Source organism: Symbiobacterium sp., assembly GCF_040797425.1.
GTDB lineage: Bacteria > Bacillota > Sulfobacillia > Symbiobacteriales > Symbiobacteriaceae > Symbiobacterium.
Genome location: NZ_JBFNEH010000006.1, coordinates 32,356 through 46,849 on the forward strand (window position 1 = coordinate 32,356; position 14,494 = coordinate 46,849).

Genomic DNA, 14,494 nt, shown 5'->3' on the forward strand with positions numbered 1-14,494 from the left:
ACCCACTTCCCCTCCCACCGCCCACGACCCACAGCCCACTGCTAGAACGGATACTCCCGCTCCTTCAGCTGCACCGAAATCCACTTCAGCGTCGTGAATTCGTGCAGCGCCCACTCGCCGCCGTAGCGGCCGATGCCCGAGGCCTTCTCGCCGCCGAAGGCGATGAGCGGCTCGTCGTTCACGCTCTGGTCGTTTACGTGCACCATGCCCGAATGGATCTGCATCGCCACCTCGACGCCGTGCTCCAGGCTGCCGGCATGGACGGCGCCGCTCAGGCCGTACTCCGTGTCGTTGGCCACCCGGATGGCCTCCTCCTCGCTCTCCACCGGGATGATCGCCGCCACCGGGCCGAAGATCTCCTCCCGGGCGATGGGCATGTCGTTCCGGACGTCGGCCAGGATGTAGGGGCTCATCAGGTTCCCCTCTACCTTGCCCTCCAGCACAACCCGGGCGCCCTGCTCCACGCTGCGGTGGATCAGGTCGAGGATCCGGTCCACCTGCTTCCGGTTGATCAGCGGGCCGACGACGGTATCCTTCTCCCGCGGGTCGCCCACCTTCAGGCGGCTGGCGGCGTTCCGGAACTTCTCAATGAACGGCTCGTAGACCTTCCGGTGCACGATGATGCGGTTCAGCGCCATGCAGATCTGGCCCTGGTGCAGGAACTTGCCGAAGGTGGCAGACCGGACGGCCTTGTCCACGTCCGCGTCCTCCAACACGATGAGGACGTTGTTGCCGCCCAGCTCCAGGGCCACCCGCTTCAGCATGCGGCCGCTGATCTCGGCGACCCGACGGCCGACCTCGGTGGAGCCGGTGAAGGCGATCACGCCCGGAATCGGGTGCTCCACGAACGCATCGCCGATCTCAGACCCGGTGCCTACCACCACGTTGAGCAGCCCGGGCGGGAAGCCTGCCTCCTCGAAGAGCTTGCCGATCAGGAGGCCGCCGGCAACCAGGGTGTCGCTGGCCGGCTTCACCACCACCCCGTTGCCGCAGGCCAGGGCCGGGGCCACCGCCCGCATGGCCAGGAACATGGGGAAGTTGAAGGGGCCGATGACGCCCACGACCCCCACCGGCACGCGGAAGATGCGATTCTCCTTCCCCGGGATGATGGAAGGCACAATCTGACCCTGCATCCGGAGGGGATAGGTGGCGGCCTCCCGCATCATGCCGATGATGGAGTCGAACTCGATGCAGGCCTTCACGTAGGTGCTCCCGGTCTCCACCTGGAGGGTTTCGATGATGTCGTCGCGGTGGCGGGCGAAGACCTCCGCCGCCCGGTTCATCATGGCCGACCGCTCAAAGGGACTCACGCGTTGCCACTCCCGCTGCGCCGCCTGCGCCGCGCGATAGGCCTCGTCCAGGTCTGCGCGCGTCGCCATGCGAATCGTCAGGAGCGGTTCGTCGGTATACGGGTTCCGATCGGTGTACACGTGCTCGCTGCTGCCTTCACGCCACTTGCCGCCGATCAGCTGCTTGGTCCACTGGCTGAAATCCATCTGCCATCCCTCCATCGCATGCTAGGCCATACCTGCGCCAATGGTGTTGCAACGGGCGGGCTGTCATTCCCGCCCTCGACCAGTGATTCAGGGCCCCGTCCATGCGGCGAGGTCGAAAGCGCTGGCCGCGCGCCTACGGGTTCTTCGGCGCGGCGAACCGGGCCAAAATGATCGCCAGTTCGTAGAGTCCGTACAGCGGCACAAGGAAGATCAGCATCGAGATCACGTCCGGCGGCGAGAGCACGGCCGCCAGGATCATGATCGCCAGGAAGGCGTACTTGCGCACCCGGGCCAGGAACTGGGCAGTCACCAGCCCCAGCCGGGCGAGGATGAGCACCACCAGGGGCAGCTCGAAGGCGATCCCCAGCGGGTTGCAGATGCCCAGGACGAACGAGAGGTAGGCGCTGGGCGTAATCATCTGCGCGACGTAGGCGGTCGCGGCCATCGACATGAAGAACTGCTTGGTGATGGGCACCACCACGAACCAGCCAAACGCCCAGCCCAGAAGGAAAAGCCCCGTGGCAAACGGCAGGCCGATGTAGAGCACCCGCTTCTCGTTGGGCCTCAGGGCGGGCAGGATGAAGGCGACCGCCTGGTAGACCACCACCGGAAAGGCGAGCACGATTCCCAGCAAGATCGCCAGCTTGAACTGGGTAAGAAACGTATCCGCGAAGGTATACTGGACCAGCTGCACGCCGTCGGCCCGGGCCATGTCCATGATGGCCTTGAAGATGGGCTGCGAGACGAACAGCGCGATCACGACCCCCACGGCCACCGCGAGCAGCGACTTGATGATGCGCTCCCGCAGCTCCGCCAGGTGTTCGACCAAGGGTTGCTCCTTGTCTTCCATGTAGCCTGACTCCCCACTCTCCCCGGCGGTCCACGCGGTCGCGCGTCCGCCTACATCTGAAGTGTAGCCCGCCCGTGCACCAAGCGTCAACCATCGCGGGATGCCCCTGCCACCCGCCGGCCGGCGCCACGCAGCGTCACTCCACCCAGGAGCAGCGGTCCCAGTCCGGCCCGCTGCGCCGCGAGGCCACCACCGCTACCCTCCCGGAGACACCGAGGGGCCGCCCCCCCACAGGGAGCGGCCCTTCGGGCTCAATCGGCCGGCCGAGCGGTTCTGCGCCGCGGGCCGTCGCCAGGTTACAGATGGAACCGCCTGACCCGCTCCTGCAGTTGGGCGGCGATGTCCGAAAGGCCCTTGGCCGACGTCGCCGTCTGCTCCGCGGCGGCCGTCAGTTCCTCCACCGACGCCGACACCTCCTCCGCGGCCGCCGCGTTCTCCTCCGCCAGCCGCGCGATGCGGTCCACCGCGTCCGTCACCTCCACCACGCTGGCCGCCATCTCCTCGCTCGCCGCCGTGTTCTCTTCCGTCATCGCCGCCACCGCACCAAACGTCTGCACCGCCTGGGCAGAGCTCTCCTTCACCTGCTCTGCCGTGTGCGCAATCCGCTCCACCTCGGCCACCGACTGCTGCACCACCCGCAGGATCTCCTGCAGTGCCTCGCCCGCCTGCGCCGCCAGCTCGTTGCCCGCCGCCACGCGCTCGGTGCCCAGGGCCATCGCCTTCACCGCCTCGGCGGTACCCGTCTGAATGTCCCGGATCAGCGCCGCAATCTGCCCCGCCGATGCCGCCGACTGCTCCGCCAGCTTGCGCACCTCTTCCGCCACCACGGCGAAGCCACGCCCGTGCTGCCCCGCCCGTGCTGCCTCGATGGCCGCATTCAGCGCCAGCAGGTTGGTCTGGTCCGCAATCCCCCGAGATCGCGTCCGTGATGGAGCCGATCTGCCCTGACAGCCGCTCCAGTTCCTTAATCCGCTCGGCCGCCTGGCTCACCGCGTCTCCCACCTGCCTCAGCGCCTGCAGGGTGCGCTCCACCACATCGGCGCCCGAACGGGCCCGCTCCGCAGCCTGCGCCGCCTCTTCGGCGGTGGACACCGCTGCCCGGGTCATCTCATCCAGCGCACCGGCCATCTCCTTCTGCCGCACCGCGGCCGCCTGCTCCGCCGCAGACGACAGTTCCTGCGATGCCGTGAACAGCGATTCGGAGGTCTGGTGGATCCCCTGCACCACGTCCCGCAGGCTGGCCAGCATCTTGTTGAACGCCCGTGTCGTCTGGCCCACCTCGTCCTCCGACGTCACCTGCAGTTCGCTGATCCCCAGGTTCCCGGCGGCCATCTGGCCGGCGGCCTCTGCCAGCTTCTGCACCGGCTTCACGATGGCCCGCGCCACGGCGACGGCCAGGACGACGCCCCCCACCAGGGCCAGCCCCACCGTCACCAGGATGGTGATCCGCATCCGCTGTGCATCTGCGAGCATCGTGGCGCGCTCCTCTGTATCCAGCCGCGTCTGGCGTTCCACGACCAGTTCTCACTCTTCGAGGATCGACTCCATCAGAGGGACTCCCTGGGACTGCAGGATGGCGGTGGCGGACTGCGTGTCCTTGCTGCGCACCTGCGCCGCGACCGAGTCGAGTACGGCGTCATATTGCTCCTGCAACGATCTGAGCTTCTGAATTCGCCCGAACGTCTCCTGGGACTGGGCGTGTGCGTACATGTCGTCGAGCGTCGCATATACCCTGGTCTGGGCGTCTTCAATCTTATCCAGAGACGTACTGTCACCAAAAAGGATGTAATTTCGGATGTAAGCAAGCTGCTGCAGGAAGTCCGCCTTCACGTGCAGACTGCCCTGGAGCAGCACGGAGCGTCGGCCCAGGTCGTTCACGGATGTCACCACATCGCCCAGGGAGCTGATGGTGAACGTACCGACGGCTCCGAGCATCACGATCACGAGCAGGGGCGCCGCGAGAACCTTGGTAAAGATGGTCAGCCGCTTCAGCAAGCGCATACCTGTACCTCCTGCAGATGTTGGTGTGACGCATCGACAGTAGAAGAGAACCGGGAATGGCCTGGTGAAGATGCTTCGTCCGTGCGCCGCCGGCGCTTGGCAGGTGCAGTCCCTCTCCGACCACGCTAGTCCATGGCGTGCGACCTCCCTTACTTAGTCCATAATCTGTTATGTAGTTAATATGTACATTTATGGTGAAGTGATCTTTATCGTAGACGGCCAGGAAGAACTTGGTCAAGGATGATGACGGAGGAAAAGTCATACCTAATTGTGACCATCGGGCCTAACAGTCCCTACCACACGCCGGACATAGTGCGAATGGACAGGTGCAGTCACACGCTCTCCGCCGCCGGCGGCCGCAGACTCCCTCCCCGCTGCTGCCCGCCACAGGAAAACCGTGGCCCGATGCGTACCGGACCACGGTTTTCGCTCTTGAGCCCGCGGCAACCTTACGGCCGTGTGCCTGTCCGCAGCGCCCGGATGCGCCGATGAAATGCAGAAATGCGCGCACCCGGCCTGTTCAGGCCCTGCCAGAACACAAGACGAACGGAGACGGCGGACCTGGCCACGCGGGCCCAGGCCAGTCGCATAACAGCGGGCACCCGGCGGCAAGACCGCCGGGTGCCCGGTGCTGTTCCCTCTTGATCCGACCGCTAACCCAGTTCCAACGGACGGGCCAGCAGCTTGAGGAGCAGGTCGGCCGCGCCATGTGCATCGCGGAGGCTGGCCATCTCCGCCCCCGTGCCCTGGTAGCGGACCGGGATGTCGACCACCGCCGTGGGCACGCCCGCGCCGGCAGAGGCCACGACGCGCCCCTCGCTGTCGGTGGGGCTCACCGCGCGCTGCAGCGGGATCAACTCGGCTGCAGCCACCGCTGCGATCTCCTCCGCCAGGCCGTGGTGCGCCACGTACACCGAGTCCTTCAGCCGCAGGGACGGACCGCCGCCCAGGCGGGTGGTCAGCTGCCGGACGCCAGGCTGGTCGCCGCTCAGTGCCGAGTCCACGACCACGGCCACGTCGGGCTCGGCACCGAAGGCCGCCACCGCGGCCCCGCGCGGCGCCACCTCGCCCTGCGACGTGAAGGCGAAGATCACCGTGTGGGCGGTCTCCTTCAGGTGCGCCGCCACCTCCAGCAGGACCGCGCAGCCGAGGCGGTTGTCCAGGTTGGGGCCGACGAGCAGGTCGTCCCACGCCTCGACGGGCCCAGCCAGGGTGCACATGTCGCCGAGAGGAACCCGCTCCAGGGCCTCCTCCCTGGACGTCGCACCGATGTCGCAGAAGAGTTTCTTGAACGTGAGGTCCTTCGGCTCCTCGCCGTGCTCGGCCTGCAGCACGCCCACCGCGCCGCTGCCCCACACGACCCGCTTCCCCACCAGGTGATGCGGCTTCAGCCCGCCCACGGGGGCGAGGTATATGAGCCCCTTGTCGCTCACGTTGAGGGCGATGGCTCCAGGGGTATCCATGTGGGCGGAGATCAGCACCCGGCGGCCGCCCGGTGCGCCGTTGCGCACGGCCAGCAGGTTGCCGAACCGGTCGGCGCGCACCTCATCCACGTACGGTGCAATCTGGGCGCGCAGGGCGTCAGCCACCCGCTGCTCCCGGGCCGAAGGGCCCCAGATTGACGCCAGCTGCTGCACGCGCTCAAGCAGTTTCTCGCTCATGGGCGGAAGTCCCCTTTCTCGACGCTCTCCAGGAATCGCCGGACCAGCTGCACCGCGCCGTCCACGTCGTCCAGGTGGCAGAGGGCAGCGTTGGTATGGATGTAGCGGCAGGGCACCGAGATCGTGCAGGCCGGCACGCCCTCCCGCGCGAGGGCGATCGTACCGGCGTCGGTGCCGCCGGAGGTGAGGCGCCGGAACTGGTGCCGGATGCCATGCGCGCGGGCCAGGCGGACCAGCTCTTCCCACACCCGCTTGTGCGGAATGCCGGCGGCGTCCATGAGGGAGATCACCGGCCCCTCCCCCATGTTGGTGATGGTATCAAACGGGTCAACCCCGGCCACGTTGGCGGAACCCGTGCCCTCCAGGGCCAGGGCCACGTCCGGCTTCAGGTGGAAGGCCGCCGCCTTCGCCCCCCGCAGCCCCACTTCTTCCTGGACGGTGAAGGCCCCCAGCAGCGTGATGCCGGGGAAGTCGTACTCCAGGAGCACCCGGGCCAGCACCGTGCAGCCCACCCGGTCGTCCATGGCCTTGCCCTTGGCCACCCGGTCGCCCAACAGTTCGAACTGGGTGGCGAAGTAGACCGGCTCGCCGGGCTCGATGCCCAGGGCTTCCACCTCCGCCCGGGAGCGGCAGCCCAGGTCGACGTACATCTCGTCGAAGGGAATGACCTTCCGGCGCTCCTCGTCGCTGCAGAGGTGCCAGGCCTTGGCGCCGATCACGCCGGGGATGCGCCGGTGGGTGAGCCACACCTGCCGGCCGGGGAGCACCCGGTCGTCCAGGCCGCCCACCTTCTTCAGCGACACGTACCCGTCATCGGTGATCGAACCCACCAGGAAGCCCACCTCGTCCATGTGGGCGTCCAGCATCACCCGCACGGGCCCCGATCCCTTGCGGACGATCAGGTTGCCCATGGGGTCGGACCACATCTCGTCAACCCGCGGCGCCAGGACCTCCTTCAGGAGGGCGCGCACCTCGCCCTCGTCGCCGGAGACGCCGCAGGCGTTGGACAGGCGTTCTAGTAGCATCGCAACTCCTCCACGAAGGCCTGATCGATCCGGGCCACCACCCGGGCCAGGAGCCGGCCGGCCTGCCGGATGTCGGCCAGGTCCACCAGCTCCACCGGCGTGTGCATGTACCGGAGGGGGATCGAGAGGATGCCGGTGGCCACGCCGCCCCGCACCACCTGCATGCCCCAGGCGTCGGTGCCGGACGGGCCGGACATCACCTCCAGCTGATAGTCGATCCCCACCTCTTCGGCCACCTGCCGCATGAGCTTCACCAGTCTGGGCGTGCAGTTGGGCCCCACCCCGATGGTGGGCCCCCCGCCCAGCGGGAAGGCGTCCTTCTCGCTGCCGGGGTGGCGGGCGAAGGTAACGTCCACGGCGATGGCGATGTCGGGTTGCAGGGCGTACGTGGCCGCCACCGCCCCGGGATAGCCGCCGAACTCCTCGCCCACCGAGCCGACGGCGTAGAAGTCGGCGCGGTGGCGCAGCGTCTTCAGCTCCTCCAGGGCCACGGCCAGGGCGGCCTGGCTCGCCCGGTTGTCGAGGTAGCGGCTGGAGATGCGCCCGTTCTGGAGCACCCGGAACTGGTAGCGGAAGAGCACCGGGTCGCCCACCTGAACGAGCGCCCGCACCTCTTCCTCCGGCAGGCCGGTGTCGATGTAGAGCTCCTCCACCGGCACCAGGCGCCTGCGCTCCTCGGGGCTGGTCACATGCGGCGGCTTGGAACCCACCACGCCGGGAATGATCCGACGGCCGTGAACCTCCATCTCCTGGGCCATCAGGAGCCGGCGGTCCACGCCGCCCACGGGGCTGAAGCGGAGGAAGCCGCCCGGTTCGATCTCCGTCACCACGCCGCCGATGGAGTCCATGTGGGCAACCGCCGCCACGCGCGGCCGGGGCTCGGGTCCCTCGCCCCGCTTCAGGCCGATGTAGCTGCCCAGCCGGTCCAGCCGGGCCTCATCCACCAGCGGGGCCCAGGCTGTGAGCAGGTACTCGGCCACCGCCCGCTCCCGCCCGGTGATGCTGCTCAGGCGGGTCAGTTCGGCCAGATGTTGGGTGAGATCCAACGCGGTATCGTCCCTTCTTTCCAAGGTAATGCCATTGGATTCGCCATCAGGTGTGCGCATTTCCTGTGCCCCCGTCCCAGGTTTCTTCGGAGTAGACCCGCACGCCGTGCCGCCGCAGCAGGGCCGCGGTCACCCCGGCGCCGGGCACGGTCGCCCCGCTGAAGGTGCCGTCGTAGATGGCTGCGCTGCCGCAGGACGGGCTGCGCTCCTTCAGGATCGCCACGCTCGCCCCCGCGGCCTCGGCCATGCGCAGGGCCTCCCGGGCCCCGGCCAGGAACTGGGCCGTCACGTCGTCGCCGGCCGAGTTGACCACCCGGGCCCGGCCGTCCAGCACCGCCTCCCCGTCGCCGCCGACGATCTCCGCCGGCACCCGGGGCGTAGGCAGGCCGCCCATCTGCTCGGGGCAGACGGGCACCGCCCGGCCCTGCCGGATCAGCTTCACGAGGTCGGGCCGCTCCTTGGTGCCTCCGTCGTACCGGCAGTGGCAGCCGACCAGGCAGGCGCTGACCAGGATCATGGGGTTCATCTCCTCCCGCCCTAGTCTCCCGCACCGATTTCGAAGCGAGTCGGCCAATCTCCTACCTGTGCCTCCGTGCGCCCCCCGGTCTCCCTACAACGTCAAGATCTGGTTCCACAACCAGTCTCGCCGTCACCGGCGAACCGGACGGGATGGCCCATGCGTGGTCCCGTGGGAGACGGAAAGGGCCTGCGGGGCACCCGGGTATGGACAACCGTCTGGATGGATGCCGTCACCCTGGTACGGCGAGTCGGCGAATCGCATGCAAACTGCCCCGCCGCGAGGGCGGGGCAGTGGGTGAGCCACGGTGGCGCTTCCTGCACCGTCCCGGTTTCTGGGGCTCCGTCCTACAGATTACTTCGTAATGCTCGCGTTACGCAGGTTGAGCGGCGAGGTGGCCGGCATCGACCAGCCCTGAACGTTCTTGGAGACCAAGACGATCCGGGTGTAGTGGTAGATCGGGATAATCGGCATCTCGTCCATGAGCAGCGCCTCGGCCTCGTGCATGGCCTTCATGCGCTCGTTCTGATCTGCGCTCTTCCTGGCGAACTCGACCAGCGAGTCGTACTGGGCGTTGCCCCAGTTGGTATCGTTGTTGCCGCCGCCGGTGACCCACATGTCGAGGAAGGTCATCGGGTCGAGGTAGTCGCCCATCCAGCCGGCCCGGGCGATGTCAAAGTCGCCGGTGTTGCGGCTGTCGAGGTAGACGGCCCACTCCTGGTTCGTCAACTCGACGTCGATGTTCAGGTTCTTCTTCCACATCTCCTGGATGGCCTCGGCGATCTTCTGGTGAGCCTCAGACTTGTTATACAGAATGGTCAGCTTCGGGAAGCCCTCGCCGTTGGGATAGCCGGCCTCCGCCAGGAGCTGCTGCGCCTTCTGCACGTCCTCGGTGAAGAGGTCGCCGGCGTTCTTGCGGAAATCGTTCGCCGAGCCGGTTGGATCCGGAATGCCTTCGGGCACCAGCGAGCGGGCCGGGGGCTCGCCGCCCTTCGTGATCTCCTCAACAATAGCCTCGCGGTCGATGGCGTAGGCCAGCGCCTGACGGACCCGCTTGTCGTTCAGCGGCTCCTTCTCCACGTTGCAGATGTAGTAGTAGAAGGCCATGTCAGGCAGGATCTTCAGCTCGCCGGTCCCGTTCTCGCCGTACTGTTCCTTCAGGCGGTCGAGCTCCGCCGTGTTCACGCCGGCCTGCACGATGTCCAGTTCGCCGTTCTCCCACATCGTAGTGGCGGTGGACTCTTCCTCGATCAGGTAGAACTCGATCCGGTCGAGCTTGATGTTGTCAGCATCCCAGTAGTTCGGGTTCTTCTCGACGACGACCTTGTCCTTGTCGGTCCAACTGACCATCTTGAACGGTCCGTTCCCGACCGTGGTCTCGGGATCGCGGAACCACCCGTCCGGGTTGGCCTCGACGCTGGCCTTGTGGACCGGGTAGTAGGTGTGATGCGCCGTCAGGGAGAGGAAGTACGGGGTCGGGGCCACGAGCGTGACCTGCAGGGTCTTGTCATCGAGGGCCACGGCACCGAAGTTCGCGGCCAGCTTCTCGAACTCAGCCTTGATCTCCTCGTCGGAGGCGTTCGCCCACTTCGGGTCGCTGGTGAAGGTGTTCATCTCCTCGGCGCCCTTGATGTAGTACAACTGGTAGGCGTACTCGGAGGCGAGCAGCGGGTCGAGGGTGGACTTCCAGGACCAGACGAAATCCTCGGCGGTCAGCGGGTCGCCATTGGACCACTTCAGGCCGTCACGGAGGTGGAAGGTGAAGACGGTGTTGTCCTCGTTGACGTCGACCTTCTCCGCAGCGGCGGGAACGGCATTCCCCTGGTCATTCAGCCGCATGAGGCCCTCGAACAGAGCGAGCTCTACATGGGACTCAGGAAAGCCGGTGCTGACCCGCGGGTCTATCGTCTGCGGATTGGTGCCAATGTTCATGCGAATAACCTGCTCATCCGCCGACGAGCCCGATTGTGCGGACCCGCCACCGGAACAACCGACCGCCAGCAGCATCACGACAGCTAGCATCCCTGCGACGAAACGACGCATTGTGTGTAACCTCCCTCAGCGCATTTCTCTCTGTGTCTGGTTTGCGAATGGTTCCAGGGTCACGGACGCTTTCGAAGCCGCTGTCTCTGGTTCACCTCCTCGTTCTGACGCCGACACGGTCAAAGACCCTTAATTATATATAGAGACGTTCCACCAGTTCAGCAGCAGGGCCATTCTTTTGCCCCCTAATGCTTTGCCTGGTGAAACAACGGGAACAGTTCGGTCCGATTCTACCAATCTCCTCCGTGCGGAATAATGTTGCACAAGAGGATTTATTCTCACCCCGCCCCCGCGGTGAGTCAGCAAACAAGGAAGGCGGAGGTCAACCTTCGTTGACTCTCCGCTCTCTGCGTCGGGTCGCGAGCCGCTCGGTCAGCCAGGCCGCCGGGGCGACAGTTGTCCCTGTAGTACGCGTCGTGGGGCAACAGCGACACGTCATCCGGGAACGCGGCCGAAATGCGCCTGGCAGTGGACGTCTTGCCGGAACCGGCGCCCCCGGCGATCGCGATCGCCGCCCTCGGCACTGACACAGCACAGCCCGCCTTCAGACATGAGCAGAAGCCGGAACCCCGTGCGATTCTCCCCCAGGGTGTAGTGCAGACGCAAGAATGAGTTGGGAGGGTTTCACACACGGTTTTCCAGCTTCCGGCGCTTCCCTGTCCGACGAACGCCCCGGGGCCGTACATCGACACCCAGACGGTGAGATCCACCATGGCAGGCATCGTGCGACCTGCGTCACCAACCTGACTGCCCCGCCGGGAGGGCGGGGCAGTCGCGCGTCCAGATTTACAGCTTCGCCTTGTTCCCCTCCCAGTACTTGAGAAGCAGGTAGGAGTTCATCGGCTTCCAGTCGGAGTCATAGATGCCGAAGTGCAGGTGGTCCACGAACTTGCCGGACGTGCCCTCGGGCCCTTCACCCGTACTGCCCACGTAGCCCAGCAACTGCCCGGTCTTCACATGCGCTCCCAGGTAGAGGCCCGGGGCATAGCCGCTCAGGTGGGCGTAGTAGAAGTAGTAGCCAGGGTGATCGTCCAGTTCGACGGTGACGCGGTAGCCGCCCAGGGTGTTCCAGCCATAGCGGACGACCTTGCCGGAGGCCACGGCCACGATGGGCGTGCCCTTCGGGGAGACGATGTCGGTGCCCTCGTGGCCGAAGGTCTCGCCGTTCCACCAGCGGGAGTCGCCCATGGTGTCGGTGTAGCCGGAGTAAGTCGCCCCCTGGGGAAACGGGAAGACGTAGGTGGGGTCGGCGAAGAGCGAGTCCGGCCGGGGGTTGCGGTTGGTGGCACCCGCCTGGCCGGCGCCGGTGCTGGCCGTGCTGCCGGTGTTCGCCCCGCTGCTGCCGGAGCTGGCGCTGCCGCCGTTCGCACCGGCGGTGTTGGAGGTGGCGCTCCCCGTGCTCGTCACCGGAAGCTTGTACCCGTTCGAAACGGTAAGGGTGGAGCCCGAGAAGGAGACGTCGGCGCCAAGGCGCACCGCCAGCCACCAGGCCGGCACCATCGTCTGGCCGTTCTTCAGGTAGGGCGCCACCGGCGCCCAGACGGCCTTGTCGTTCTGGAAGGAGAGGCTGTTGCCCAGCCACAGGGTGAGCCAGTATCCGGTCTTATATACGGTGATCATCTTGCTCTTGTCGTCGTAACTGACCTTGTAACCCAGGCTTTCGGCGTAGGGCCGCACGGCCACCATCAACTGTCCGTTGACCATCTCCGGCTGGGTGTTGGTGAGCGTGACGCCGTTGGAGATCACCGAGTAGGTGGCTGCGGAGGCCGGTGCGGGCAAGAGTCCGAGACAGGCGGAAAGGGCAAGGGCCGCTGCGATCTGCCGTGAACGGTGCATCGTCCAATCTGCCTCCATCTCGCTGCAGGGTGGGGGCTTGGCGCCACTCTGGCATCCTCGCCCTGGTTCTCCTGCTTTTGTCATGTCCAACAGATCATGTATTCCATTGTTCACCGAGCGGCAGGGGAAATCCTTCACCAGCCAACAATTACCAAACACGAAACACCGGCCGCCGCGCGAGGCGGGGCCGGTGATGCCGTTGGGAACGGTCTCAGCGGTTCTGCTTCAGGAACTCCTCGTAGGTAAGGCCCGACTCGTACACCTTCCGGGCGAGTTCCTTGCCCAGGTAGCGCACGTGCCAGGGCTCGTACATGTAGCCGGTGATATCCTCCTTGCCCTCCGGGTACCGCACGATGAAGCCGTGCTCGTGCGCGTGGGCTGCCAGCCACTCGGCCTCCGGGGTACCGGCGAAGCAGGCGTCGGCAGCGCACTCGCCCGTGCTGCCCGAGACGTCCATCGCCAGGCCGGTCTGGTGTTCGCTGTGGCCGGGCCGTGCGCTGTAGCGCTCCGCCTCCTCCAGGCCGTCGGCGCTGACGTAGGCCGTAAACAGCGCCTCCTGGTACTCGTAGGAACGGTAGCCGGAGACGCCGGCCAGGTAGATGCCGTCCTCCTCGGCCGCAGCGAACATCTCCTCCAGTGCGGCCGCGGCCTCGGCGCGCATCAGGCGCCGCTCATGCCACTCGGAGAAGATGAAGCGCACGTTGGGCTCCACCAGGTCGGATGGCACATAGTCCGGCGGCAGCGCGTACTCCTTGTTCACCAGCACGTCGATGGCATCGGGGTTAGCCACCAGCTTGACCTCACGTCCCTCCCCGGGTTTCGGCGAGTCCTCTGCCGGTTCGGTTCCGGGCTCCGGGTCGGTGGTGGTTGGCTGCTGGGGCTCGACCGCATCGGCCGGCTCCTGCTCCGCCGGCTCCGGGTCCCCGGCGGCCGCACCGTTGTCGGTGGGCAGCGCCGTGGGCCCTGCACCGGACGTGCAGGCGGCGGCCAGGGCGGCCAACACCAGCGTCAGCACCAGGGCAAGGCGCTTCAGGCGGAAACATGTCGCGGAAGAAGACATCTGTTCACCTTCCTGCACTCACTGGTTCAGCGCTTGCTGATTCCACAGGGTTAGACGGACCGTCCCGGTGGCCCGGTTCCGCGGTATGGGGGCGGCGGTGCCGCCCCCTTCATACCATCTGCAAGGCCGCCCCGGCCCGTTCCCGGGCCAGGTGGAGAAGCACGTTGGCGTCGGCCGCCTCGGTGGGGTAGACGGCGATGCCGGCGGTGACCGTGCCCGGCAGGGGCACCTGCAGCCGCCGCACCACGGCCTGGGCCGCCCTGGCGTCGGCGTCCGGCAGCACCAGTGCGATCTCCCGCGGGGCGATGCGGACCACCAGGTCCGACTGCCGCAGGTTCCGCATCAGGCTCCGGATCAACTCCGGCATCTCCTCCTCCTCGATGTCGGGCGGCAGGCGGAGCACCGTGAGGCTCAGGTGCGACCGAGAGCGGTCGGCCCGCTTGAGTTCCCGACTCACGTACTCCGTCAGGGTCCACGACACCCGCTGGTCCCCGACGGGCGCCGCGCAGTCCTCCATGCAGTCGCGGAGCCGCCGCAGCAGTACCACCGCGCTGAAGGGCTTGGAAAGGATGGTGGTCACCCCGGCGCGAGCCAGTTCGACGACCCGGGCCAGGGGCGGCTGCGGCGTCAGGACGATAATCGGAATGTGCACCCACGCCGGGTTCGTGCGCAGGGCGTGGATCAGGTCGTTCACGTCGCCTGTGGGGAAGTTCAGTTCCGTGATGACCGCGCAGATGCTGCCCGGTTCTGCGCCGACCACCTGTTCGATGGCGTCAGACGGGCTGTCGGAGAGGATCACCTCGTAACCCACGGCTTCGAGGATGCCGGCGATCCGCTGACGCTCCAGGAGCGACGGGTCCACCACCAGCAAGCGTCCGACTGTCCGCACGGCGAGCACCTCCGCAGTCGCCCGTTTCACTGCCCCTCCCCCTTCTGTGTGGCGGTTTCGACAGTATTAG

General features: G+C 66.9%; 12 protein-coding genes and 1 pseudogene. All 13 read right to left on the reverse strand.

Features of this window, described 5'->3' with window-relative positions:
* Positions 1-41 precede the first annotated feature (41 nt).
* Entirely contained in the window at positions 42-1,496 is a 1,455-nt protein-coding gene (locus tag AB2385_RS03130) for an aldehyde dehydrogenase family protein (RefSeq protein ID WP_367653469.1), read from the reverse strand.
* 133 nt (positions 1,497-1,629) lie between these two features.
* Entirely contained in the window at positions 1,630-2,346 is a 717-nt protein-coding gene (gene tatC, locus AB2385_RS03135; protein ID WP_367653470.1) for a twin-arginine translocase subunit TatC, read from the reverse strand.
* Positions 2,347-2,642: 296 nt separating this feature from the next.
* Positions 2,643-3,254 (reverse strand): methyl-accepting chemotaxis protein, encoded by a 612-nt coding sequence (locus AB2385_RS03140; protein ID WP_367653535.1) that lies wholly within the window; start codon positions 3,252-3,254, stop codon positions 2,643-2,645.
* A gap of 379 nt (positions 3,255-3,633) precedes the next feature.
* Positions 3,634-3,819 (reverse strand): annotated as a pseudogene (locus AB2385_RS03145) (HAMP domain-containing protein); the annotation flags it as partial.
* Positions 3,820-3,870: 51 nt separating this feature from the next.
* Positions 3,871-4,347, reverse strand: a complete 477-nt coding sequence (locus AB2385_RS03150; RefSeq protein WP_367653471.1) for a CHASE3 domain-containing protein — start codon at positions 4,345-4,347, stop codon at positions 3,871-3,873.
* 653 nt (positions 4,348-5,000) lie between these two features.
* Complete coding sequence (locus AB2385_RS03155) at positions 5,001-6,008, reverse strand: M42 family metallopeptidase (RefSeq protein ID WP_367653472.1); 1,008 nt, start codon at positions 6,006-6,008, stop codon at positions 5,001-5,003.
* Positions 6,005-7,033 (reverse strand): M42 family metallopeptidase, encoded by a 1,029-nt coding sequence (locus AB2385_RS03160; RefSeq protein ID WP_367653473.1) that lies wholly within the window; start codon positions 7,031-7,033, stop codon positions 6,005-6,007. Before AB2385_RS03160 ends, AB2385_RS03155 begins: the two co-directional genes overlap by 4 nt.
* On the reverse strand, positions 7,024-8,079 hold the full coding sequence (locus AB2385_RS03165) for a M20/M25/M40 family metallo-hydrolase (RefSeq protein WP_367653474.1): 1,056 nt from the start codon (positions 8,077-8,079) through the stop codon (positions 7,024-7,026). The genes AB2385_RS03160 and AB2385_RS03165 overlap by 10 nt, the downstream gene beginning before the upstream one ends.
* Positions 8,080-8,125: 46 nt before the next feature.
* Positions 8,126-8,596, reverse strand: a complete 471-nt coding sequence (locus AB2385_RS03170; RefSeq protein WP_367653475.1) for a DUF523 domain-containing protein — start codon at positions 8,594-8,596, stop codon at positions 8,126-8,128.
* Between the two features lie 354 nt (positions 8,597-8,950).
* Positions 8,951-10,528, reverse strand: coding sequence for a peptide ABC transporter substrate-binding protein (locus AB2385_RS03175; RefSeq protein WP_367653476.1), 1,578 nt, complete (start codon positions 10,526-10,528; stop codon positions 8,951-8,953).
* A gap of 897 nt (positions 10,529-11,425) precedes the next feature.
* On the reverse strand, positions 11,426-12,475 hold the full coding sequence (locus AB2385_RS03180) for a stalk domain-containing protein (RefSeq protein ID WP_367653477.1): 1,050 nt from the start codon (positions 12,473-12,475) through the stop codon (positions 11,426-11,428).
* Between the two features lie 211 nt (positions 12,476-12,686).
* Positions 12,687-13,535 (reverse strand): M15 family metallopeptidase, encoded by an 849-nt coding sequence (locus AB2385_RS03185; RefSeq protein WP_367653478.1) that lies wholly within the window; start codon positions 13,533-13,535, stop codon positions 12,687-12,689.
* 109 nt (positions 13,536-13,644) lie between these two features.
* Positions 13,645-14,454, reverse strand: a complete 810-nt coding sequence (locus AB2385_RS03190; protein WP_367653479.1) for a PleD family two-component system response regulator — start codon at positions 14,452-14,454, stop codon at positions 13,645-13,647.
* Between the last annotated feature and the right edge of the window lie 40 nt (positions 14,455-14,494).